The organism is Micromonospora sp. M61 (assembly GCF_018070245.1).
In the GTDB taxonomy this organism is placed as follows: domain Bacteria; phylum Actinomycetota; class Actinomycetes; order Mycobacteriales; family Micromonosporaceae; genus Micromonospora; species Micromonospora zamorensis.
The window spans coordinates 51,139-72,566 of record NZ_JAGPYA010000022.1; the positions used below are offsets into that span (position 1 = coordinate 51,139).

At 72.2% G+C, this 21,428-nt stretch carries 26 protein-coding genes; 16 read left to right on the plus strand and 10 right to left on the minus strand.

Going from position 1 to position 21,428, the window contains the following annotated elements:
- Positions 1–40: 40 nt before the first annotated feature.
- Positions 41–628: an FABP family protein gene (locus tag KBX34_RS14980; protein WP_099848910.1), complete on the plus strand. Its 588-nt coding sequence runs from the start codon at positions 41–43 to the stop codon at positions 626–628.
- Here KBX34_RS14980 and KBX34_RS14985 read toward each other — a convergent pair whose 3' ends face one another.
- On the minus strand, positions 629–1,507 hold the full coding sequence (locus KBX34_RS14985; protein WP_210791105.1) for an aminotransferase class IV: 879 nt from the start codon (positions 1,505–1,507) through the stop codon (positions 629–631).
- A gap of 69 nt (positions 1,508–1,576) precedes the next feature.
- Between KBX34_RS14985 and KBX34_RS14990 the strand changes: the two genes are divergently transcribed.
- From KBX34_RS14990 to KBX34_RS15005, 4 genes are all read left to right on the plus strand, one after another.
- A complete protein-coding gene (locus KBX34_RS14990; protein ID WP_088950387.1) occupies positions 1,577–2,005 on the plus strand; it encodes a Fur family transcriptional regulator in 429 nt (142 codons plus the stop codon).
- Positions 2,002–3,114 (plus strand): folate-binding protein YgfZ, encoded by a 1,113-nt coding sequence (locus KBX34_RS14995; protein ID WP_099848906.1) that lies wholly within the window; start codon positions 2,002–2,004, stop codon positions 3,112–3,114. The genes KBX34_RS14990 and KBX34_RS14995 overlap by 4 nt, the downstream gene beginning before the upstream one ends.
- Positions 3,115–3,137: 23 nt before the next feature.
- The gene (locus KBX34_RS15000; RefSeq protein ID WP_179781158.1) at positions 3,138–3,965 is read left to right on the plus strand and encodes a 3-keto-5-aminohexanoate cleavage protein; all 828 of its coding nucleotides are present in this window, start codon (positions 3,138–3,140) and stop codon (positions 3,963–3,965) included.
- 94 nt (positions 3,966–4,059) lie between these two features.
- Positions 4,060–5,019 carry an asparaginase gene (locus KBX34_RS15005; protein ID WP_088950384.1) on the plus strand — a complete coding sequence of 320 codons (960 nt, stop codon included), beginning with the start codon at positions 4,060–4,062 and terminating at the stop codon, positions 5,017–5,019.
- A 7-nt stretch (positions 5,020–5,026) separates the two neighbouring features.
- Here the strand turns inward: KBX34_RS15005 and KBX34_RS15010 are convergent, their stop codons facing one another.
- Positions 5,027–5,824 (minus strand): alpha/beta fold hydrolase, encoded by a 798-nt coding sequence (locus tag KBX34_RS15010; protein ID WP_210791096.1) that lies wholly within the window; start codon positions 5,822–5,824, stop codon positions 5,027–5,029.
- Between the two features lie 111 nt (positions 5,825–5,935).
- On the opposite strand from KBX34_RS15010, the gene KBX34_RS15015 reads away from it, so the two are divergent.
- From KBX34_RS15015 to KBX34_RS15040, 6 genes are all read left to right on the plus strand, one after another.
- Entirely contained in the window at positions 5,936–6,568 is a 633-nt protein-coding gene (locus KBX34_RS15015) for a helix-turn-helix domain-containing protein (protein ID WP_210925489.1), read from the plus strand.
- On the plus strand, positions 6,565–7,320 hold the full coding sequence (locus KBX34_RS15020) for a hypothetical protein (RefSeq protein ID WP_210925491.1): 756 nt from the start codon (positions 6,565–6,567) through the stop codon (positions 7,318–7,320). Before KBX34_RS15015 ends, KBX34_RS15020 begins: the two co-directional genes overlap by 4 nt.
- A 71-nt stretch (positions 7,321–7,391) precedes the next feature.
- Positions 7,392–7,706: a DUF2516 family protein gene (locus tag KBX34_RS15025; RefSeq protein WP_210791087.1), complete on the plus strand. Its 315-nt coding sequence runs from the start codon at positions 7,392–7,394 to the stop codon at positions 7,704–7,706.
- The gene (locus KBX34_RS15030) at positions 7,703–8,590 is read left to right on the plus strand and encodes an alpha/beta fold hydrolase (RefSeq protein WP_210925493.1); all 888 of its coding nucleotides are present in this window, start codon (positions 7,703–7,705) and stop codon (positions 8,588–8,590) included. Before KBX34_RS15025 ends, KBX34_RS15030 begins: the two co-directional genes overlap by 4 nt.
- Before the next feature lie 11 nt (positions 8,591–8,601).
- Entirely contained in the window at positions 8,602–9,339 is a 738-nt protein-coding gene (locus KBX34_RS15035) for an alanyl-tRNA editing protein (RefSeq protein WP_141911352.1), read from the plus strand.
- A 56-nt stretch (positions 9,340–9,395) separates the two neighbouring features.
- Complete coding sequence (locus KBX34_RS15040; protein ID WP_210925495.1) at positions 9,396–10,310, plus strand: SDR family oxidoreductase; 915 nt, start codon at positions 9,396–9,398, stop codon at positions 10,308–10,310.
- Here the strand turns inward: KBX34_RS15040 and KBX34_RS15045 are convergent.
- From KBX34_RS15045 to KBX34_RS15065, 5 genes are read right to left on the minus strand one after another with little or no spacing between them, the layout of a single operon-like run.
- Positions 10,301–11,269: a YafY family protein gene (locus tag KBX34_RS15045; protein ID WP_088950376.1), complete on the minus strand. Its 969-nt coding sequence runs from the start codon at positions 11,267–11,269 to the stop codon at positions 10,301–10,303. The genes KBX34_RS15040 and KBX34_RS15045 overlap by 10 nt on opposite strands.
- Positions 11,270–11,293: 24 nt before the next feature.
- Positions 11,294–11,935, minus strand: coding sequence for a response regulator transcription factor (locus KBX34_RS15050; protein ID WP_210791083.1), 642 nt, complete (start codon positions 11,933–11,935; stop codon positions 11,294–11,296).
- The gene (locus KBX34_RS15055) at positions 11,932–13,200 is read right to left on the minus strand and encodes a sensor histidine kinase (protein WP_247671842.1); all 1,269 of its coding nucleotides are present in this window, start codon (positions 13,198–13,200) and stop codon (positions 11,932–11,934) included. Before KBX34_RS15055 ends, KBX34_RS15050 begins: the two co-directional genes overlap by 4 nt.
- Positions 13,201–13,211: 11 nt before the next feature.
- A complete protein-coding gene (locus KBX34_RS15060) occupies positions 13,212–13,946 on the minus strand; it encodes an ABC transporter permease (protein ID WP_210791079.1) in 735 nt (244 codons plus the stop codon).
- Positions 13,947–13,958: 12 nt separating this feature from the next.
- A complete protein-coding gene (locus tag KBX34_RS15065; protein WP_210925499.1) occupies positions 13,959–14,867 on the minus strand; it encodes an ABC transporter ATP-binding protein in 909 nt (302 codons plus the stop codon).
- A 199-nt stretch (positions 14,868–15,066) separates the two neighbouring features.
- Here KBX34_RS15065 and KBX34_RS15070 point away from each other — a divergent pair, with 199 nt between their 5' ends.
- The 5 genes from KBX34_RS15070 (at position 15,067) to KBX34_RS15090 (ending at position 18,987) form a co-directional block, all read left to right on the plus strand.
- On the plus strand, positions 15,067–15,858 hold the full coding sequence (locus KBX34_RS15070; RefSeq protein WP_099848883.1) for an EI24 domain-containing protein: 792 nt from the start codon (positions 15,067–15,069) through the stop codon (positions 15,856–15,858).
- Between the two features lies 1 nt (position 15,859).
- On the plus strand, positions 15,860–16,375 hold the full coding sequence (locus tag KBX34_RS15075) for an O-acetyl-ADP-ribose deacetylase (protein ID WP_210925500.1): 516 nt from the start codon (positions 15,860–15,862) through the stop codon (positions 16,373–16,375).
- A 101-nt stretch (positions 16,376–16,476) separates the two neighbouring features.
- Complete coding sequence (locus tag KBX34_RS15080) at positions 16,477–17,607, plus strand: ABC transporter permease (RefSeq protein ID WP_210791073.1); 1,131 nt, start codon at positions 16,477–16,479, stop codon at positions 17,605–17,607.
- Complete coding sequence (locus tag KBX34_RS15085) at positions 17,604–18,332, plus strand: ABC transporter ATP-binding protein (RefSeq protein ID WP_088950368.1); 729 nt, start codon at positions 17,604–17,606, stop codon at positions 18,330–18,332. The genes KBX34_RS15080 and KBX34_RS15085 overlap by 4 nt, the downstream gene beginning before the upstream one ends.
- Positions 18,333–18,402: 70 nt before the next feature.
- On the plus strand, positions 18,403–18,987 hold the full coding sequence (locus KBX34_RS15090; protein WP_210791071.1) for a TetR/AcrR family transcriptional regulator: 585 nt from the start codon (positions 18,403–18,405) through the stop codon (positions 18,985–18,987).
- A 28-nt stretch (positions 18,988–19,015) separates the two neighbouring features.
- Here the strand turns inward: KBX34_RS15090 and KBX34_RS15095 are convergent, their stop codons facing one another.
- The 3 genes from KBX34_RS15095 to KBX34_RS15105 all read right to left on the minus strand — a co-directional run bounded on the left by KBX34_RS15095 (position 19,016) and on the right by KBX34_RS15105 (position 21,416).
- Positions 19,016–19,912 carry a GNAT family N-acetyltransferase gene (locus KBX34_RS15095; protein WP_210925502.1) on the minus strand — a complete coding sequence of 299 codons (897 nt, stop codon included), beginning with the start codon at positions 19,910–19,912 and terminating at the stop codon, positions 19,016–19,018.
- Position 19,913: 1 nt separating this feature from the next.
- Positions 19,914–20,327, minus strand: coding sequence for a RidA family protein (locus KBX34_RS15100; protein WP_099848873.1), 414 nt, complete (start codon positions 20,325–20,327; stop codon positions 19,914–19,916).
- Positions 20,328–20,408: 81 nt separating this feature from the next.
- A complete protein-coding gene (locus KBX34_RS15105; protein WP_210791069.1) occupies positions 20,409–21,416 on the minus strand; it encodes a LacI family DNA-binding transcriptional regulator in 1,008 nt (335 codons plus the stop codon).
- Positions 21,417–21,428 lie beyond the last annotated feature (12 nt).

The following is a 21,428-nucleotide window of genomic DNA, read 5'->3' on the forward strand; positions in this document are numbered from 1 at the left end:
CGGGTCTGCGAGCCCCGCAGTCGCGAACGAAGGTGGCCCTGTGAGCGAGAACCCGCTGCAGCCGCCGTGGCTGAACGCGCCGCCGGTCGAGGAGTACCCGTTCGAGGAGAGCCACGACCTGCGGGTCGGGCCGAAGCTGCACCCCGCGCTGGATGGCCTGCTGCCCTACATCGGGCTGTGGCGCGGCCGGGGCAAGGGTGGTTTCCCCACCATCGAGGACTTCGACTACGCGCAGGAGATCCGGATCAGCCACGACGGCCGACCGTTCCTGCACTACGAGTCCCGCGCCTGGATCCTGGACGAGCAGAGCAAGCCGGTCCGGCCGGCCGGTCGTGAGATCGGCTGGTGGCGGCCGGTGCTGGTGGACGGGCGGGCGACCGACGAGCTGGAGGCGCTGCTGAGCACCCCGACCGGGGTGATGGAGTTGCACCTGGGCAAGCGCACCGGCACCCAGGTCGAGTTCGCCACCGACGCCGTGGTCCGGACTCCGACCGCCAAGGAGGTCACCGGTGGCAAGCGGCTCTTCGGCATCGTCGAGGGTGCGCTGCTCTACGCCCAGGAGATGGCCGCCATGGGCCACGGTCTCAGCCCGCACCTCTCCGCCCGGCTCGTCCGGGTCGGCGGCTGACTAGACGGGGAAACCCAGCAGGGCGTGCAGGGCGGGGGTGCGCGGGCAGCGAGCTCGACGCACCCCGTCCAGCGTGTGCACCTCGGCGGCTCCGCGTAGCGACGAGGTGAACCACAGGCCGTCCGCGGCGTGCAGCTCGGCCACCGTGGCCAGCCGCTCGGCGGTGTTCAGGCCCAGCTCGGCGGCGTGGGCGAGCAACCAGGCGACGGTCGTGCCGGCGAGGATGCCGGTTGTCGCGGCCGGCACCGTGCAGAGCGTGTCGTCGGTGAGCCACACCACGTTGGCCGTGGGGCCCTCCAGCCCGTAGCCGTCGGAGGAGACCCACAGCACGTCGTCCACGCCGGCCCGGCCGGCCCAGCGGCGGGCGGCGCTGCTGACCGCGTACGACGTGGATTTGATCCCGGCCGGCAGCCAGCTCAGCCCGGGGCGAGTGTCGGCGGGCACCCCCAGCGGCAGGGTGGCCACATTGATCCCGTTCCGCCGGGCTGCCCGGGAAGGCGCCGGCACCTCGGCCAGCGTGGCGTAGACCGTCGGGGGGCCGCCGGCCTCCGGGCCCCTCGTGCAGACCAGCCGGAGCGCCCCTTCCACGGGCGTCGGCCAGTCCGCGCGTACCTCGTCGAGCAGGTCGGTCAGCGCTGCGGTGGGGGGTAGGGGCAGGTCGATGGCCAAGGCCGCCGCGACCAGGCGGGCCAGGTGCTCGTCGCGCAGCCACGGCCGGCCGTGCCGCAGGTGCATGGTTTCGAAGATGCCGTCGCCGTGCAGGACTCCGAGGTCGTCGCCGCGAAGCACGGGGTCGCCGGTCGGAATCAGGCCGCGCCCGAGCACGGCGATCCGCGCGGTCGGGCCGGCCGTGACCTCCCCGCCGGACGACTTCACCATGACCGTCGAGCGTAGTGGCGGTCGATCGCGATGTGAGGAGCAGCCTGGTGGCCGAACTATGATCGGACGGTGTCCGAATCCTCCCTCGCGGAAATGCTGCGGGCCCGTGGGCTGCGGCTGACGGCCCAACGGCAGCTCGTCCTCCAGGCGGTGCTCGATCTGGGGCACGCCAGCCCGGAGCAGGTGCACACCGCCGTCCGGGAGGTCGCGGCCGGCGTCAACATCACCACCATCTACCGCACGCTTGAGCTGTTGGAACGGCTCGGCCTGGTCACCCACACGCACCTGTCGCACGGCTCACCGACCTATCACGCGGCCGGTGAGCACCAACACGTCCACCTGGTCTGCCGGGAGTGCGGCGCGATCGACGAGATCGATCCGGAGCTGCTGCGCCCGCTCGCCGACCAGTTGGCCACGCAGCGGGGGTTCCGGGTGGATATCGGGCACGTGTCACTTTTCGGCGTCTGCGTACGCTGCGAGAACGGGGACGACAAATGATCGACATCGCGGGCGCGGTGGCCGTCGAGGGCATCGACGAGGCCAGCCGTGACCAGCCGGATCCGGCGCATGTCGCGGCCGGGGTGCGGGGGGTGGCCGCACACTACGGCGACCCGCTGCGTGAGCAGCGCACCCTCGACACCGCTGTCGGTCTGGTCGACCGGTCGCACCGGGGGATCATCGCGGTGCCCGGGGAAGAGCGGGCCAGCTGGCTGCACACTGTCACCTCGCAGCACCTGAGCGCACTGGCCGCCGGTGAGGGCACCGAACTGCTGGTGCTGTCCCCGCACGGCCACATCGAGCAGCACGCCATGGTCGCGGAGGACGGCGAGACCACCTGGCTGGACACCGAGCCGGGGGCCACCGAGGGTCTGCTGGCCTACCTGAACAAGATGCGGTTCTTCAGCAAGGTCGAGCCGCGCGACGCGACCGCCGAGCGGGCACTGTTGTCCCTGGTCGGGCCGGCGGCGACGGAGGCGCTGAGCACGCTCGGCGTGACCGGGCTCGCCGCGCCGGACCAGGTCGCGGTGCCGGGTCCGAAGTTCCCGCACGGTGCCGTGCCACTCCGGGCGAGCGCCCGGTACGACGTACGACCGCTGCCGATCGGCGGCTGGGCCCGCCGCGGCCCGCTCGGGGTGGACCTGCTGGTGCCCCGCTCGGCGATGGACCAGGTCGTGGCGGAGCTGCGCGGCGCGGGCGTGCCGGTCGCGGGGCTCTGGGCGTACGAGGCGATCCGGGTGGCCGCGCGCCAGCCCCGGGTCGGGGTGGACACCGACCACCGGACCATCCCGGCCGAGGTGGACCTGATCGGCCCGGCGGTGCACCTGGACAAGGGTTGCTACCGGGGGCAGGAGACGGTGGCCCGGGTGCACAACATGGGTCGGCCGCCGCGCCGCCTCGTACTCCTGCACCTGGACGGGGTGACCACCGACCAGCCGCCGGCGGCCGGTACGCCGGTGACCCTCGACGGCCGGGCGGTCGGCTTCGTCGGCACCGCGGTGCTGCACCACGAGCTGGGTCAGGTCGCTCTCGCCGTGATCAAGCGGAACGTCTCCGACGACGCCGCGCTGATGATCGGCGAGACCGCGGCGGCGATCGACCCGTCCTGAGCGGGCCGTCTAGGATCGCCGGCATGACAACAGGGACGTTGATCACGGTGGCCCCGACCGGCGCTGAGTCGGCCAAGGCAGAGGTGCCGGCGCTGCCGGTGACCCTCGACGAGTTGCTGCTCACCGCCAAGGAGTGCGAGGCGCTCGGCGCTGCCGTGATCCACGTCCACATCCGCGACGACGAGGCGCGGCCGAGCCTCGACCCGGTGCGCCTGGCCGACACGGTGGCGGCGCTGCGGGAGAGCACGGACCTGATCGTGCAGCTCTCCTCCGGCGGCGCGGTGACCGATCCGGAGGCTGCTCGGCTGGCCGTCCTCGACGCCAGGCCGGACATGGCCTCGTGCACGATGGGCACCGTCAACTTCGGCGACGACGTCTTCCTCAACCGCTGGGAGTTCATCGTCGACCTGCACACCCGGATGCAGGAACGCGGGATCGTGCCGGAGTACGAGATCTTCGACCTCGGCCACCTGTCCGCGTTGCAGCGGTTGCTCGGCAGGTACGGCCTGCCGGCTGGCGGGCACGTGCACGTCGACTTCGTGATGGGCGTGCCGGGCGGTATGCCGGGCACCACCGAGACGCTGGTCGCGGCGCACCGGATGCTGCGGGACCTGCCCGAGGGCACCACGTTCTCGGCCACCGGGGTCGGCCGCAGCACGATTCCGGTGCTGCTGGCCTCCCTGTCGACCGGCGGGCACCTGCGGGTCGGTATGGAGGACACAGTGACGTACGCCAAGGGCCGTCCGGTGGAGTCCAACATGCAACTGGTCGCCCGCGCTGTGGGTTTCGCCCAGCTCGCTCAACGCCCGCCGCTGACCACCGCCGAGGCTCGCGAGCTGCTCGGTCTGTAAGGCCGGGCCGGTCCCACGCTCCTGTCACCCGAGCGGAGGACCACCTGGTCACCCCGCCGACGGGCACCCCGGCACCGTCGGTACCGTCCAGCGCGTGACGAAGACGTACGAGGGTGGCTCTCCACTCGCCGAGGTGGTCCGTTCCGGGTTCGTGGAGGGGGCGCACCGAGGCTCGGTGGTGGTGCTGGACGCCGCCGGTGCGGCGGTGGCGTCCGCCGGGGACGTGACGTCGCCGATCTTCCCCCGCTCGGCCAGCAAGCCGATGCAGGCGATCGGGATGCTGCGTGCCGGTCTGCCGTTGACCGACCCGGCCGACGTGGCGCTGGTCTCGGCGAGTCACGCCGGTGAGGACTTCCACCTGGCCCGGGTCGGTGCGTTGCTCCAGCGGGCCGGGTTGGACGCCTCGGCCCTGCACTGCCCGCCCGACCTGCCGGTGGGCGTGGCCGCCCGGGAGGCCGTGCTGCGCGCCGGGGGCGGCCCGAACCGGGTGCAGATGAACTGCTCCGGCAAGCACAGCGGGATGCTGCTGACCTGCGAGGCCGCCGGTTGGCCGCTGGATGGTTACTGGCGGCCGGAGCACCCGTTGCAGCAGCGGTTGCGGGCGGCCATCGAGGAGTTCACCGGCGAGCAGGCGGCGGCGGTGGGCGTGGACGGTTGCGGCGCCCCGGTGCTCGCGGTGTCGCTCACCGGCCTGGCTGGGGCGTTCCTCCGGCTGGTCGACGCCGAGCCCGGCTCGGTGCCGCGTACGGTGGCCGACGCGATGCGCGCGTACCCGGAGATCGTCGGTGGCACCCAGGCCGACGACACCCGGTTGATGCGCGGCGTTCCGGGCCTGCTGGCCAAGGTCGGTGCCGAGGGCGTGATCGCGGTGGCCCTGCCGGGTGTCGGCGCCGTCGCACTGAAGATCGACGACGGCGCCGACCGGGCCCGGATGCCGGTGCTGGTCTCCGCGCTGCGCCGGCTCGGCGTGGACGCCCCGGTGCTGACCGAGTACGCCGAGGTGCCGCTCTTCGGCGGCGGTGTCCCGGTCGGCGCGGTCCGCCCGCTCTGGTGACTGTCGTCTAGCTCAGAAAGTCGAGCAGTGCGGCGTTGACCGGCTCCGGACGCTCCAGCGGCAACAGGTGTGCGGCGTCCGGCACGTCCGGCAGCCGTACCGCGCCGGGGACCTCGGCGGCGATCCGGTCGGCGAGCCGGCTGATATCCGGTACGTCGGCGGCGCCGGCGGTGACCAGGACGGGCACTGTCAGCTCGCCGAGGCGACCGATCGCCGGCGGCGTCAGCTCTCCCACCTCGACCGCACCGAGCGCCAACTCGGCGGCGAGCGCACGCTGGTCCATCTCCTGCGCGAACGCGAGGAGCGCGGGGTCGACGTCCTGCGGCTGGCGGCCCGGGCCGACCACCCAGAACCGCACCTCACCGGCAGCGCCGGCGACGAAGTCGTCGGGGTCGACCTCGCCGACCAGGTCGTCCCAGAGGTCGTTCGCCTCCTCGGACCACTCGTTGCCGGAGACCGCCGTGTCGAACAGCGCAAGTGCGCTCACCCGGTCGGGGTGGGCCAGTGCGGTGTCGATGGCGACCGCCCCGCCGAAGGAGCAGCCGACCAGGGCGGCACGGGGCAGGTCGAGCGCGTCCAGCAGGCCGGCCACGTCGTCGTGGTGCGCGAACGGGGTCGGCGGCAGCTCCGAGTCCCCGTAGCCGCGCAGGTCCGGGACGATCACCCGGTGGCGGGCGGCGAGCGCGGGAAGCTGCCCTCGCCACATTCGCCGGTCGGCGATGCCAGCGTGCAGCAGTACGACGGGCGAACCGGTGCCCGCCTCGTCGTACGCGATGCTTGCTCCATTGACTGTGATCTTGTGCACGGACGGACCGTACGGATCGGGGGAGCGGGGCGCAACCGCCCGCTGAGACCTTGCTAACTGTGGCTAGCGTTTTGCTTGCAAGAGCTAGCGCGGCCGGTTAACGTCGCGGTCATGGCCACACCGAAGGACCTTCCCGACGTCGGCGGGTTCATCCGCGATCTTCGGCGGAACGCCAAGATCTCGCTCCGTCAGCTCGCCGAGCAGGCGGGGGTCAGCAACCCGTACCTCAGCCAGATCGAGCGCGGCCTGCGCAAGCCCAGCGCCGAGGTGCTTCAGCAACTGGCGAGCGCGCTGCGGGTCTCCACCCCGGCGATGTACCTGCGCGCCGGGCTGCTCGACGACAAGGAAGGCCACGGCGTGCTCGCGGCCATCGCCGTTGATGCCGACCTGACGATGGCCCAGAAGCAGTCACTCACCCAGATCTACGAGACGTTCCGCCGGGAGAACACCCGGCTGGCCGACGCCCAGGCCCCCGCCGAGGGCAGCGGCACCGGGGCCACCGGCGGCACGGCCGGGGCGACCACCCCGACCGATGTCGGCGATCAACCCGCCGACCTGGCCAATCTGGCCGCCACCGGCCCCACCACCGCAGGCGGCACCCCGACCGAGGCTGTACTCGAGTCGGTCGCCGTCACCGAGGCGGGCACCGCACCCGCCCCGGGCAGCACCAACACCCCCGAGAAGAAGGCCGCCGGTCCGGCGGTCCGCGAGGCCGCCACGGCGGCCGAAGAGGAGACGTCATGAGCGAGCCGAAGACCAACCGCATCCCCGCCCCGATCTACGCCGCCGCTGGCGCCGGTGAGCTGGCCATCGAGCAGTTGCGCAAGCTGCCGGCCGTGGTCGGCGTCCTCAGCACCCGGGTCGTCGCCGACCTGGGCGGTCGGGCCGTGCTGACCGGTTACGAGCTGCGCCAGAAGGCCACCGAGACCCTGCGTACCGCCAACGAGACCGCCGGCACGCTGCGCGAGCGGGCGCAGGCCGAACTGGACCTGGCCAAGCTGCGCGACTCGGCCGAGCTGGCCAAGCTGCGCGAGGCCGCCGACCTGGCCAAGCTGCGCGAGGTCACCGACCTCGACAAGCTGCGCGCTGCCGCGACCCGCAACGCCATCATGGTGTACGCGGGCGCCCAGGCCGCCCAGGAGCGGGCCTTCGCCGCGTACGGTGCGCTGGTCGCCCGTGGTGAGCGCGTCGTCGGCGCCGGTGTGCTGGAGGCCGCCGAGACGGTCAACGCCGACATCGAGGCCACCGAGGGTGTGCCGGCGACCGCCGCCACCACCCCGGCTCCCGCCACCACCCCGGCTCCCGCCACCACCCCGGCTCCCGCCACCACGATCCCGGCCGACGTGCCGACCCCGGCCGACGTGGCCGAGATCGCCGAGGCCAAGCCGGCCGCCGTCAAGAAGGCAGCCCGTGCACCGAAGGCCGCCAAGCCGGCCGCGACCCCGTCGGCGAAGCTGCCCCGGGCCACCAAGCGGACCCGCCCGGCGGCCGAGTAGTTCGCCATGTCGACGACCCCGGCGGCGTCCTTGTCGGACGTAGCCGGGGTCCTCGACATAAGCTTGCCGGCATGGCCAACGCCGCGCCGATCTTCGCGTTCGAAGTCCGCTACGTGATCGAGCTGATCCTGCTCGTCTTCGCGCTGATCGTCCAGGGCGTCGCCCTGGTCCACGCGATCACCCAGCGCTCCGACGCCTTCCCCGCCATCGGGACACTGCCCAAGGGTGGCTGGATCGCCATCCTGGCGGTCTGTCTCGTGCTGACCCTGCTCGGCTTCGGGCCGATCAGCCTCTTCGGACTGGTCGGCATCGCCGCCGGTCTCATCTACCTGCTCGACGTTCGGGTCGGCCTTCGCGACCTCAGCGACGGCAAAGGGTTCTGGTGAGAGGTTTCCGCTGGCCACCCCCACCGGACAGCGGCCCCCGCACCTGGGGGCCCGGTCCGGGTGGGCCGCGTACCGGCCGCCCGGCGCTGCCGGAGCCGGACACCGACCTGGTCGCCACCCCGCACGGCGTACGGCTGGAGCGGCTGGTCACCGGCACCGGTGACCCGGTGACCGTGTTCGCGCACGGGCTGGGCAACGGCATCGCCACCACCCGCCCGTTCGGCAGTGGGGTGACGGGCCGCAAGGTGTTCTTCCAGTTCCGTGGGCATGGCCGTTCCGAGGCCCCGGACGGGCCGTGGAACTACCTGGACCTCGCTCGGGACCTACGGGCGATCGCGGACCTCGGCGGGGCCAGTCGGGCGTTCGGCGCGAGCCTCGGCGCCGGTGCCCTCTGCCGGCTGCTCGTGGAGAGCCCGGACCGTTTCGAGAAGCTGGTCTTCTTCCTACCCGCGGTGCTCGACCGGCCGCGTGGCCCGGTCGCGCAGGAACGCATCACGGACCTGCTGGAGGCGGTGGAGAGCGGGGACGCCTCGGCGGTCGCCGACGTCGTCACCCTGGAGCTGCCTCCTGCGGTGCGTAACACTCCCGCCGGCTGGGCGTACCTGCGGCAACGGCTCGACCAGCTGCTCCGCGACGGTCTGGCCGCCGGCCTGGCGAGCCTCGCCGAGCAGACGCCGTTGCGCGACACCACCGCCCTCGCGGCGGTGACCGCGCCAGCGCTGGTGATCGCCAACGCGGGCGACGACCTGCACCCGGTCGAGGTCGCCGAGCGACTCGCCGCCGCGCTGCCCCAGGCCACCCTGCACGTGTACGACCGGCCCGGCGTCCTCTGGTCGGAACGCGCCGACCTGCGGGACCGCATCGCCGGCTTCCTCAACGAGTAACGTGCCCTGTCATGGGCGTCACACAACATGGCCGGACGCACCGGCTCGACCTAGCTGACCCGACCCTGCGTGAGTGGACGTGCACGGTCCTGCACGCCGACGCCGAGCAGGGCATCGTGCTGGACCGCTCGGCGTTCTACCCGGGCGGCGGTGGCCAACCGCCGGACCACGGCGTGCTGCTGTGGCAGGGCGTGCAGACCCGGATCGTCGGCACCCGCAAGGGCGACGACCCGTACCTGATTCCCGCCGAGGGTGACCCGCTGCCGCCCGCCGGCACCGAGGTCGTCGGCGCGGTGGAGGACGAGCGCCGCACCCGGCTGATGCGTACCCACTCCGGGCTGCACGTGCTCTGCGGTGTGGTGTTCCGCGACTTCGGCGCGCTCGTGACCGGGAACTCGATGGAACCGGGCGAGGCCCGAATGGACTTCAACCTCCCCGAGGTGCCCCCGGACTTCAAGAGTCGGATCGAGGAGCTGGTCAACGCCGAGGTGGCCGCCGACCGCTCCGTCGCCACGCGAGTGCTGCCGCGCACCGAGGCGCTGGCCCTGCCGGACATAATCCGTACCCAGTCCAACCTCATCCCGCCGGATGAGCAGGAGGTCCGGATCGTCGACATCGTCGGCCTGGACGTGCAGGCCGACGGCGGCACCCACGTCGCGTCCACCGCCCAGATCGGCAAGGTGCAGGTCGTGAAGGTGGAGAGCAAGGGCCGCGCCAACCGCCGGGTCCGCGTCCGGTTGGTGGACTAGGTCCGGGTAACGAATTCGGACACCGGTTGTCAGGTATCGCTGACAACCTCGCAGGTATGACACAACCGCTCGCAGGAAAGATCGCGCTCGTCGCCGGTGCCACCCGGGGCGCGGGTCGGCAGATCGCCGTCCAGCTCGGCGCGGCTGGCGCCACCGTGTACGCCACCGGTCGCAGCAGCCGCACCGGTCGCTCGGAGATGGACCGGCCGGAGACCATCGAGGAGACCGCCGACCTGGTCACCGAGGCCGGGGGCACGGGCATCGCCGTCCAGGTCGACCACCTGGTGCCCGAGCAGGTCCGCGACCTCGTCGCCCGGATCGACGCCGAGCAGGGCCAACTCGACGTGCTGGTCAACGACATCTGGGGCGGCGACCCGCTGGTCACCTGGGAGAAGCCGGTCTGGGAGCAGCCGCTGGACGCGGGCTTCCGGACCCTGCGACTGGCCATCGACACCCACATCATCACCAGCCACTTCGCCCTGCCGCTGCTGATCCGCAAGCCCGGCGGGCTGCTGGTGGAGATGGGCGACGGCACCAAGGCGTACAACGACGACAACTACCGGCTCTCGGTCTTCTACGACCTGGCCAAGGTGTCGGTCAACCGGCTCGCCTTCAGCCAGGCGCACGAGCTGAAGCCGCACGGCTGCACGGCGGTGGCGCTCACCCCCGGCTGGATCCGCTCCGAGGCGATGCTGGAGCACTTCGGAGTGACCGAGGACAACTGGCGCGACGGCGCCGCCACCGACCAGAACTTCCTCATCTCGGAGACCCCGGCCTTCGTCGGCCGCGCGGTGGCGGCGCTCGCCGCCGACGAGGAGAAGGCCCGCTGGAACGGCCAGTCCGTGGACGCCGGCGCACTGTCCAAGGTGTACGGATTCACCGACCTCGACGGCAGCCAGCCGGAGGGGTTCCGGTACATCGTCGAGGTGGTCGACGCGGGCAAGCCCTCGGACGTCACCGGCTACCGGTAGAGCGCCCGCAGCCGGTCGGCCGCGTCGGTGAACAACCGCCGCAGCTCGGGCGGGCCGAGGACCTCCACCTCGGGGCCGAGCCCCAGCAGCTGGTGGTAGGCGACCTCGACGGACTCGACGGGCAGCTGGCCAACCACCCAGCCCTGCCCGTCGGGTGCTCCGGCGGCGGCGACCAGCTCGTCGTACACGAAGGGGGCATCCACCAGGTGCCGGAGCTGGCGCAGACCCGCCGGGCTGAGCCGAACGGTGACCTCGGCCCGCAGCACGGTCCGCAGAAACGACCCGGCCTGCTCGCGCCAGTGCCCGGCCAGGTCGAAGCCCTCATCCCGCTCGAAGCTCTCCTCGCCCACCTCGACCCCGGTGACCCGGTCCACCCGATAGGTGCGGGTGTCGTCGTCGACGCGGCCGACCAGATACCAGACACCACTCTTGAGTACCAGCCCGTACGGCTGGACCCGCCGGGCCACCTCCCGGTCACCGCGCCGGTAGCGCAGCTCCACCACCCGGTCGCGCCAGACCGCCCGGGCCAGCTCGGTCAGCCACGGCGGCGGCGCGGTCTCCCGGAACCAACCCGGCACGTCCAGATGGAACCGCTGCCCGGCACGGGCCGGGGCGTCGCGCAGGGCCGGCGGCAGGGCGGCGAGCACCTTCAACTCGGCGGCGGCGACCGCGTCGGCGAGCCCCATGTCGCCGGCGGGGCCGGGCAGCCCGGAGAGGAAGAGCGCCTCCGCCTCGTCCCGGGTCAGCCCAGTCAGTCGGGTGCGGTAACCGCCGAGCAACCGGTACCCGCCGGCGCGGCCCCGGTCGGCGTAGACCGGCACCCCGGCGGCGGAGAGCGCCAACACGTCCCGGTAGACGGTCCGCTCGGAAACCTCCAGCTCCCGCGCCAGCTCACCCGCCGTCATCGACCCGCGCGCCTGCAACAACAGGAGCAGCGAGATCAGCCGGGACGCGCGCACCCGCCCATCCTGCCCGGCCCTCACTCACCGCCCGCCGGGGGTCAGCAACCCCCTGTCGTACGCGGTGGCCACCGCGGCGGCCCGGTCGTTGACCCCGAGCTTGGCGTACACGTGCAGCAGGTGCGTCTTGACGGTGGCCTCGCTGATGAACAGCCGAGCCGCCGCCTCCCGGTTGGAGGCACCACGGGCCACCAGGGTGAGCACCTCCAGCTCACGCTGGCTGAGCGGCTCCTCGACCGGTGCACGCAGCCGGCCCATCAACCGCCCGGCGACGCTCGGTGCGAGCACCGACTCGCCCCGGGCGGCGGCCCGTACCGCGCGGACCAGTTCCTCGCGGGGCGTGTCCTTGAGCAGGTAGCCGGTGGCACCGGCCTCGATGGCGGGCAGCACGTCGGCGTCCGTGTCGTACGTGGTGAGCACCAGCACCCGGGCGGTGCTGCCGGAGCGGGCCAGCCTGCCGATGGCGGTCACCCCGTTCATTCCGGGCATCCGCAGGTCCATCAGCACCACATCCGGCCGCACCGTCGCGACCAGGGCCACCGCCTCCGCGCCGTCCGCGGCCTCGCCGACCACCTCGAAGCCGGGGTCGCCGGTGAACATCCCCCGCAACCCGTCGCGCACCACCGGATGGTCGTCGACGATCAGCAGCCGTATCGGGGCGGTCAACCGGTACCTCCCGGGAGCGCGGGGACGGACGCCGAAATGGCGGTGCCGCCTCCTGGTTCGGATTCGACGGCCAACTCGCCACCCACCCGGGTCACCCGCTGCCGCATCGCGGTCAGCCCGTACCCGCCGCCCGGCTCGCGGGGCGCCGGCTGCCCGGTGACGTCGAAGCCAGTCCCGTCGTCACGGACATCGAGGGTGACCACGTCCGTCATGTACGACAGGGTCAGCCCGACCCGTGACGCGGCAGCGTGCCGGGCCACGTTGGCCAGCGCCTCCTGGGCGGCCCGGAGCAGGGTCACCTCGACCTCCGGGTGCAGGGGGCGGGGCGTTCCGGTGGTGGCGACCTCGGCCCGTACCCCGTTCAGAGCCGACCAGCGCCCGCCCAGCTCGACGAGCGCGTCCGGCAGCCGGGCTGTCTCCAACGTCTCCGGGCGGACGGCCCGCACCGAGCGGCGGGCCTCGGTGAGGCTCTCCCGCGCCAGTGCGAGCGCGTTGTCGACGTGCCGCCGCCAGTCGGCGGAGCGGTCGCGGGTCTGCTCGGCCGCCTCCAGTTGGGTGATGATGCCGGTCAACCCCTGGGCCAGGGTGTCGTGGATCTCCCGCGCCATCCGCTGCCGCTCGTCCAGCACGCCGGCCTCCCGTGCCTGGGTGAGCAGTTGGGCGTGCAGCCCGGCGTTCTCCTGGACCGTCTCGGTGAGTTGACGGTTGGCCTCGCCGAGTTCCGCCATCAACCGCCGACGTTTGACGTCCTCCTGTTCGGCGATCATCGCGAACCAGCTCACCGAGCCGGCCACCAGCAGGTTGAAGAGCACCAGCACCAGCCAGAGCAGCCAGTGCGACACCACCACCGACAGACCACCGCCCTGAGACGTGGCGACGAGGGCCGCCGTGGTCACCATCCCGGCGACCCGCCAACGCCCGGGCAGCACCGGAAAGGCGTGGATGTAACCGATCCAGGCGAAGAAGCCGTACCACGGACTGGCGGCCACGAGAGCGGCGGCGAACGTGAGCAGCCCGGCGTAGTAGACCGCCATCGGCCTGCGCCGACTTTGCCAGCCGGGGTGCAGGGTCACGAACCAGGCGACCCAGCATCCGGCCGCCACGGCCACAGCGAGGGTCGGCACCGCCCCGGGGCTGGCGGGCGCCGGTGCGACGAGGGCCAGCAGGGTGCCCAGAGCCAGCCCGCCATACGGGAACACGCGATAGAGGGCAGCCTCGCGCTCTCGCCAACTGGTCAGACGGTCGTGCCCACCGCTGCTGGTCATCGCATCTCCGCTCACTCCCAGCGGAACAGTTTCGCCGCGCTGGCGCCGGCCGCCACGGCGATCACCGCCATTATCGCCAGGTGCAGCGGCTGCGGCGACGTTCCGGTCCAGGCGTCCAGAAGCGCCTGCACCCCGGGCGGCGTGTAGTCGCCGATCCGCGCCACGGCATCCGGAAGCAGGAACCGGGGCAGGTAGACCCCGCCGAAGAACATGGTGACCAGGAACAGCGGCACGGCCAGAGCCTGCGCCGCCTTCGTCGTGCGGGCCACGGCGGCGACCAGCAGGCCGAGCGCCAGCAGCGCCGCCGTGCCGAGGACGAACGCCAGGGTGAAGCCGAGCGGGTGCCGAGGGAACGGCACCCCGAACGCCAACCGGCCGACGACGATGAGCAGCAGCGCGCTGGCCAGGATCCCGGCCAGGGCCAGCACCAGTTGCGCGGCGAGCAGAGCGGCCGGATGCGCCGGAGTGGTCGCCAGCCGACGCAGCACGCCGCGTTCCCGGTAGGTGGCCAGCACCGTGGGCAGCGTGTTCACCCCGACCATGGCGAGGGTGACCACCAGCAGCGACGGTGCGAAGTAGCTGACGAAGGTCTGCCCGTCGAAGGTCGGATCCGGCTTGCGGAGCGAGGGGACCAACCCGAGCACCACCAGGATCACTGTGGGCAGCCCGATGGTGGTGAGCAGTGTCGGTAGGTCCCGCAGGTAGAGCCGCGCCTCGATCCTCAGGATCTGACGGAAGGCGTGCATGCTTGCCCCTTTTCAGTCGACGGGCCGGTGCCCGGTCAGCTCGACGAAGGCGTCGTCGAGGGTGGACTGCTCCAGCCGCAGGTCGGCGGCGACGATCTGGTGGCGGGCGAGCACCGAGGTGACGGCGTGCAGGAGGTCACCGGTGCCGGTCACCACCACCTGGCTGCCGGTGCGCTGCACGGCGGAAACCTCGGGCAGGTCGGTGAGGAGTCGGTCGTCGACCGGGGCCGACGGCCGGAACCGGATCCGCTGCTCCGGAGCCACCGCCGACACCAGGCCCGCCGGGCTGTCCAGGGCGACGACGCGCCCCCGGTCGATCACCGCGACCCGGTCGCAGAGCCGCTCCGCTTCCTCCATGAAGTGGGTGACCAGCACGATCGTCACTCCGCTGTCCCGGACCTGTTCGATGAGACCCCAGGTGTCCCGGCGTGCCTGCGGGTCCAGCCCGGTGGTCAGCTCGTCGAGGATCGCGATCTCCGGGTTGCCGACCAGGGCCAACGCGATGGAGAGTCGCTGCTTCTGACCGCCGGAGAGCTTCTTGTACGCGGTGTTCCGCTTCTCGCCGAGGCCTAGCTTGTCGATCAGTGCGGCCGGGTCGGCCGGGTTGCGGTAGAACGAGGCGTACAGCTCCAGCGCCTCCGCCACCCGCAGCCGGTCCGGCAGTTGGCTCTCCTGGAGTTGCACCCCGACCCGCTGCCGGAGCTGCGCCGCGTCCCGGCGGGGGTCGAGCCCGAGGACCGACACCCCGCCCCCGTCGGGGACACGCAGCCCGGCGACACACTCGACGGTGGTGGTCTTGCCTGCGCCGTTCGGGCCGAGCACGCCGAAGATCTCCCCGGGCTCCACCGTGAACGACACGTCCTGGACGGCCACCAGATCGCCGTACCGCTTACTCAGGTGGGTCACCTCGATGACCGACATCGTGCCGCCCTTCCGCCGCTGGCTTCGTACCCCCTCAAGGGTTGTCGGGGTGACCCGCCGGCGAATCGACTGGTCGGCGATGTTCCCCGGGGTTCGCGGTGGATCACTCCCGTCCGTCAACCGGTTGATGTGGACGCGAAGAGTCGCTGGTACGGCTCCACCCGGCGGGCCGGATCATCGGTCGATAGGCTGCTCGATCGTGGATGTCAGCAGAGTCGCCAGCCCGGTCACCGGAGTCGTCGGCCGTTTCCTCGCCGGGGCGGGGCTGCTCGTGCGCGGGCTGGGTCTCTATGTCCGCAGCCCGGGGTTGATGCTGCTCGGGGTCGTGCCGGCGTTGATCTCCGGCGCGTTCTTCCTGGCCGCGCTCGCCACCCTGGTGTACTTCGTGGACGACCTCGCCGCGCTGGTCACCCCGTTCGCCGACGACTGGTCGAGCACCACCCGCAGCCTGGTCCGGGTGATCGCCGGGCTGGCCTTCCTGGGGCTCGGCGGCCTGCTCGGCGTGCTCACCTTCACCGCGGTCACCCTGGTCATCGGCGACCCGTTCTACGAGAAGATCTCCGAGCAGGTCGAGCAGCGGTACGGCGGCACGCCGGGCGCGGTGGACGTGCCCTTCTGGTCGTCGTTGCGGCGCAGCCTCGCCGACTCGGTACGACTGGTGGCGCTCACCGCGCTGGTCGGGATTCCGCTCTTCCTCGCGGGCTTCATCCCCGTGGTCGGCCAGACGGTCGTCCCGGTGATCGGCGCTGCAGTGGGCGGCTGGTTCCTCGCCGTGGAGCTGGTCGGGGCGCCGTTCTACCGGCGCGGTATGCGGCTGCCGCAGCGCCGGACGATCCTGAAGGCCGACCGACCCACCGCGCTCGGCTTCGGGGTGGCCGTCTTCCTCTGCTTCCTCATCCCTCTCGGCGCAGTGTTGATCATGCCGGCGGCGGTCGCTGGCGCCACTCTGCTGGCCCGCCGATCGCTCGGCCAGTCGATCGAGAAGGACTGACATGGAGATCACCCTGGTCGAGGGGGACATCACCACGCAGCAGGTCGACGCCATCGTGAACGCCGCCAACTCGTCCCTGCTCGGTGGGGGCGGGGTCGATGGCGCCATCCACCGACGTGGCGGGCCGGCCATCCTGGCCGAGTGCCGGGCGCTGCGGGCATCCCGCTACGGCAGGGGTCTGCCCACTGGCCAGGCGGTGGCGACCACCGCGGGGGAGCTGCCGGCACGCTGGGTGATCCACACCGTCGGGCCGGTCTGGTCCGCCAGCGAAGACCGGTCGGCGCTGCTGCGCGACTGCTACGCCAACAGTCTCCGCGTGGCCGACGAGGTGGGCGCGACAACCGTGGCCTTTCCGCTGATCTCCGCCGGCATCTACGGCTGGCCGATCGACGACGCGGTCCGGCAGGCACTGACGGTGCTGCGCGCGGCCACGCCCGCCACCGTCGTCGAGGCCCGCCTGGTGCTGTTCGGGGCGGCGACCCATGCCGCGGCCAGCCGGGTCTTCGACGACGCCTGAGCGGTACGCCCGGCCACCGTGCCACCGGCAGGCGGCGCTTTGCCGACAGCGTGTTGATAAGATGCCGACATGATGTCGACAATCCACGAGGGCGGGCGCTGATGTTCCTCGCAATTCGTGAGCTGAGCTTCGCCCGGTTGCGGTTCGCTCTGATGGGCGCCGTGATCGCCCTGATCGCCGTGTTGATGGTGATGCTGTCGGGGCTGTCGGTCGGCCTGGTGCGCGACGGCGTTTCCGGGCTGCAGAACCTGCCGGTCACGTCGTTCGCCTTCGCGCACGGCGTCCAGCGGGACTCCGCGTTCTCACGAAGCGTCGTGGACATGTCGGCGGTCGACAGCTGGGGTGCCCAGCCGGGCGTCGCGGACGCGGCGCCGTTCGGAAACACGCTGGTGAACACTCGTACCGATCGGGGAACCGAGGTCGACCTCGCGCTGTTCGGAGTGCAACCCGACTCGTTCCTGTCGCCCCGGGTCAGCCAGGGTGAGCGGTTGGGCACCGCGGACGGGATCGTGGTGAGCCCCACGGCGCTGGACGCGGGGCTGCGGATGGGCGACACGGTCACCGTGGATCGGGTCGGTACGCGGCTGCGGGTCGTCGGTGTCACCGAGCAACAGGACACCTTCGGGCACGTGGACGTGGCGTACGTGCCGTTGGCGGCGTGGCAGGCGATCAAATCCGGCACCGCCCCCGACGCGGATCTGCCGTCAAGGGCCGCAACGGAGATCACGGCGGTTGCGGTCCGCTCGGACGACGGTAAGTCCGTCGATCTGACTGCGGGCGACGCCGCCACCGGAACCGAGAGCCTGACCCTGAAGGAGTCCTACGGGGCTTCGCCCGGATACACGGCCGAGACGACGACGCTGCAGTTGATTCAGGGATTCCTGTACGCGATCTCGGCGCTGGTGGCCGGAGCGTTCTTCGCGGTGTGGGCAATCCAACGCAAGCCCGAGGTGGCCGTCCTGCGGGCGCTGGGCGCCTCGACCGGCTGGGTGCTGCGCGACGCGTTGACGCAGGCGTTCGTCCTGTTGGCGGTCGCTGTCCTCGTCGGCGTGGGGCTCGGGCTGGCGCTCGGTGCCTTCATCACCGGCAGCGGTGTCCCGTTCGCGTTGAGCATGCCGAGCATCTCCGCCGCCGCGATCGGCCTCGTCGTCCTCGGCCTGGTGGGAGCCGCCGCGGCGGTCATCCGCATCACCTCAGTCGACCCGGCCACCGCTCTGGGAGGAAACCGATGAGCAGCAGTCCCGCTCCGACCGCTTCGACCGCACCCGCTGACTCGTCCGAGCGGCTCGGCCTGGTGATGCGTGCGGTGTCCCTGCGGCACGGCGACGCCGCCGAGACCGTGCAGGCGCTCGACGACGTCGACCTGACGGTGCGACCCGGTGAGCTCGCCGCGATCGTCGGCCCGTCCGGTGCTGGCAAGTCCAGTCTGCTGGCCGTCGCCGGCGGCCTGGCCCGGCCCGACCAGGGGACCGTCACCGTGGCCGGTCAGGACATGACAGTGCCGAGCCGCCGCACACGGACCGCCCTGCGCCGCCAACATGTGGGCTTCGTGTTCCAGTCGGGCAACCTGCTGCCCGCGCTGACCGCCGTCGACCAGTTGCGGCTGCCCCTGCGGCTGGGACCACGGTCGACGCGATCCGGCCGAGACCCGCTGGAGCTGCTCGCCGACGTCGGCATGACCGACAAGGCCGACCGGCGCCCGCACCAACTGTCGGGTGGCGAACGCCAACGGGTCGGGATCGCCCGAGCGCTGGTCACCGAGCCCAGCGTGCTGCTGGTCGACGAACCGACAGCAGCGCTGGACCGGGCGCGCAGCCACGACATCGTGCGGCTGCTGGCCCACGAGGCCCGGCAGCGGTCGGTCGCGGTGGTCATGGTCACTCACGACCACGATGTGCTGGAATACTGTGACACCGTCTACGAGATGGTCGACGGCAAGCTCGCGGCCAGCAGCTAGCCACGACGGCAGGGTGCGGGCGCGGCGCACGACCAGGCCGGCCACGTCCGTCCGGAACAAGGGGGGCGGCGTGCCGAAGATCCAGGCCGCGACTGTCGCTGAGCACCGGGCCTCCCAACGCGCCGCGCTGCTCGACGCGGCCCGCACCCTGCTGTCGAAACACCCCGAGCAGATCCCTGGGCTGGCCGAGGTCGCCCAGCATGCCGGCCTCGCCCGATCCAGCGTCTACTCGTACTTCAAGTCCCGCGCCGACATGTTCGACGCACTCGTCATCGACACGTTCCCCCGCTGGTCGGCGTACGTCGAGAAGCACATGGACGAGGCCGCCGGGCCCGGGCCGAAGATCCAGGCGTACGTGGAAGCCAACCTGCAACTGGTTGCCCGAGGCGATCACGCACTGGCCCGTGCGCTGGCATCGGCCGGCAGCAGCGAGACACTCGCCGCGTCCAGTCGACTCATGCACGACAGCCTGGAAGCCCCGCTGCGGGCCGCGCTCACGGACCACGGCTCGTCGGACCCGGTCCGCATGGCAGAACTGGTCCAGTCGATCGTCTACGCCCTGAGCCGGATGATCGAGGGAGGGCTTCCCCTGCGGACCGCAACCGGCCTCGCCCGCGAACTTCTCAGCCCGTACCTCGATCTCGACAGCGGCTGAAGGGCTCGGCCCGACCGGGCGACGACGATCAGCTCAGGTCGGCCAGACAGGACCACTGGGATGTCACCGGCCGGTAGCCCAGCCGGGCGTTGATCGCCAGCATCGGCGCGTTCGCCTCGTCGTTCGAGGTGTACGCGACCCGTACGCCGTTCGCGGCGGCCCGGTGCAGCGCGGCCACCTTGGCCAGCCGCGCCAGCCCTCGGCCCCGGTACGTCGGGATGCTGCCGGTGTAGTCCGACCACATCCGGTCCCCGTCCCGCTTCACCAGGCTGAACGCGACCACCTCACCACCGACCTCGGCCGCGACGCTGGACGCCTTGTCCAGCCCGAGGTTGTCCCACACGTCGTACTGCCAGCTCTCGTAGCTCTTCGCGTCGACCGGCACATCCCCCGGTTCGTCCGCCGCCGAGGCCACGTCCGCCGCGTACAGGAGATGCGGGTCCAGGTCGGCGATCGGAAGCAGCCGCACCCCCGGAGGCGGGTCGGGCAGCGCGGGTGCCGGATTCAGGTCGAGCGCCGAGTAGCGCACCTCCCGGCTGGGCTCGTAGCCGTGCCGCCGGGCGTACGGCAGCGCGTCGGGCTGCGCCATGGCACGCACCCGGCGGATTCCCAACGGGCGGAGGAAGTCGGTCGCGGCGGTCAGCAGGGCGGTGCCGATGCCGTGCCGCCGGTGTTCCGGGTGCACGTGCAGCAGGTTGATGCCACCGACGTCCGCCGCCGATGTGGTGCCGATGCGTTCGGCGGACACCCAACCGACCACCCGCTCGTCGACCTCGGCCACGAACGCGGTCCAGTCCTCCTCGGGCGGCGGTTCGGCGATCATCTTCCGGGTCGACTCGACCCCGCGCACCAGGTACGGGTAGACAGTCGCCCGCAGGGCCACCACGGCCGGGGCGTCGTCGGGTCGCGCCACACGGATGCGCATGTCAGGCCTCCGTCCGTACGGCGGCGACGGCCTCTACCTCGACGAGCTGGTCGGTGTAGCCGAGCACGGCGACCCCGAGCAGGGTGCTGGGCGGGTCGTGGTCGCCGAAGAAGTCCCGCACCACCTCCCAGACGGTCACCAGGTCTTTCTGCTGCGACGACGCCACGTAGACGGTGGTCTTGACGACGTCGGTGGGCGTGGCGCCGGCCGCCGCGAGGGCGGTCTCCAGATTCGCCATCACCTGCCGGGCCTGCGCGGCGTGGTCGCCCGGCGCGACGGTGCGTCCCTCGGCGTCCAGCGGGCACGCCCCGGCGGTGAACACCAGCCGGGCGGGCGGCTCGACGATGGCCGCGTACGCGTACTCGGCGACGTCGGACAGGGCGGGGACGTGCAGCAACGCGACAGCATCCGGCATGCCGGCGAGGCTAGCGACGATCGCAGACCTGGGCGAACCATTAACCCCGAAGTTGCGCGGATCCTGCTGCGGGCGGCGTGGTCAGGCGGAGGCTCGTCGGATCAGCTCGGTCGGCAACATGACCGCCTGCTCGATCTCCTCCCCGGCGGCCAGCCGGAGCAGTTGGCGGGTCATCCGGCGGCCGAGTTCCACGATCGGCTGCCGGACGGTGGTCAGCGGTGGCTCGGTGTACGCGGCCGTCTCGATGTCGTCGAAGCCGACCACCGCGACGTCGTCGGGCACCCGCCGGCCGGCTTCGCGCAGCGTCCGCAGGGCGGCGTGCGCCATCAGGTCGGAGGCGGCGAAGACGCCGTCCAGGTCGGGGTGCTCGGTGAGCAGGCGACGCATCGCCGCCGCACCGGACTCGCGGGTGAAGTCGCCGATGGCGATCAGCTCGGGCAGCCCCGCGTCGGCGACCGCGCTGCGGTAACCGCTGAGTCGCTCGATGCCGGCGACCATGTCCTGTGGGCCGGCGATGGTGGCGATCCGCCGCCGACCGATGTCGATCATGTGTCGGACGGCTGTGGTCACCCCGGCCACGTGGTCCACGTCAACGTACGGCACGGGCACGTCGCCGAGCGGCCGACCGCTGACCACCACCGGGATGCCGAGCCGCGCCAGCGTGCCGGGCAACGGGTCGGCGCCGTGCAGCGAGGCGAACAGCACCCCGTCGACGTGCCGACCGGTGGTGTACCGCTCGACCCGCTGATGCCCGGCCGGCGAACCGGCGAGCATCAGCACCAGTTGCTTGTCGGCCGCCTCCAGCTCCTGGCTGACGCCACGGATGATGCCGGGGAAGACCTGGTCGTCGGAGAAGACCCGGGTGGCCGCCTCCGGCATGACCAGGGCGATCGAGTCGGTGCGCTGGGTGACCAGGCTGCGGGCGGCCAGGTTGGGCACGTACCCCAGCTCGGCGACGGCCCGGGTGACCGCCTCCCGGATCGGCTCCGCGACGGTGGTGGAACCGTTGACCACCCGCGACACGGTGGCGCGGGACACCCCGGCCCGCGCCGCCACCGCTTCGAGCGTCGGCCGCTGCGCCGTCGTCATCGCGCCCTTCCC

Bases quoted from the DNA above. Each gene is read 5' to 3' on its own strand.
- KBX34_RS15105 (WP_210791069.1), bottom strand. From the start codon at position 21,416: ATGACGACGGCGCAGCGGCCGACGCTCGAAGCGGTGGCGGCGCGGGCC.
- KBX34_RS15095 (WP_210925502.1), bottom strand. From the start codon at position 19,912: ATGCGCATCCGTGTGGCGCGACCCGACGACGCCCCGGCCGTGGTGGCC.
- KBX34_RS15025 (WP_210791087.1), top strand. From the start codon at position 7,392: ATGGCCAACGCCGCGCCGATCTTCGCGTTCGAAGTCCGCTACGTGATC.
- KBX34_RS15020 (WP_210925491.1), top strand. From the start codon at position 6,565: ATGAGCGAGCCGAAGACCAACCGCATCCCCGCCCCGATCTACGCCGCC.
- KBX34_RS15060 (WP_210791079.1), bottom strand. From the start codon at position 13,946: ATGCACGCCTTCCGTCAGATCCTGAGGATCGAGGCGCGGCTCTACCTG.
- KBX34_RS15055 (WP_247671842.1), bottom strand. From the start codon at position 13,200: ATGACCAGCAGCGGTGGGCACGACCGTCTGACCAGTTGGCGAGAGCGC.
- KBX34_RS15100 (WP_099848873.1), bottom strand. From the start codon at position 20,327: ATGCCGGATGCTGTCGCGTTGCTGCACGTCCCCGCCCTGTCCGACGTC.
- KBX34_RS14995 (WP_099848906.1), top strand. From the start codon at position 2,002: ATGATCGACATCGCGGGCGCGGTGGCCGTCGAGGGCATCGACGAGGCC.
- KBX34_RS15035 (WP_141911352.1), top strand. From the start codon at position 8,602: ATGGGCGTCACACAACATGGCCGGACGCACCGGCTCGACCTAGCTGAC.
- KBX34_RS15065 (WP_210925499.1), bottom strand. From the start codon at position 14,867: ATGTCGGTCATCGAGGTGACCCACCTGAGTAAGCGGTACGGCGATCTG.
- KBX34_RS15080 (WP_210791073.1), top strand. From the start codon at position 16,477: ATGTTCCTCGCAATTCGTGAGCTGAGCTTCGCCCGGTTGCGGTTCGCT.
- KBX34_RS15075 (WP_210925500.1), top strand. From the start codon at position 15,860: ATGGAGATCACCCTGGTCGAGGGGGACATCACCACGCAGCAGGTCGAC.
- KBX34_RS15000 (WP_179781158.1), top strand. From the start codon at position 3,138: ATGACAACAGGGACGTTGATCACGGTGGCCCCGACCGGCGCTGAGTCG.
- KBX34_RS15015 (WP_210925489.1), top strand. From the start codon at position 5,936: ATGGCCACACCGAAGGACCTTCCCGACGTCGGCGGGTTCATCCGCGAT.
- KBX34_RS14985 (WP_210791105.1), bottom strand. From the start codon at position 1,507: ATGGTGAAGTCGTCCGGCGGGGAGGTCACGGCCGGCCCGACCGCGCGG.
- KBX34_RS15085 (WP_088950368.1), top strand. From the start codon at position 17,604: ATGAGCAGCAGTCCCGCTCCGACCGCTTCGACCGCACCCGCTGACTCG.
- KBX34_RS15040 (WP_210925495.1), top strand. From the start codon at position 9,396: ATGACACAACCGCTCGCAGGAAAGATCGCGCTCGTCGCCGGTGCCACC.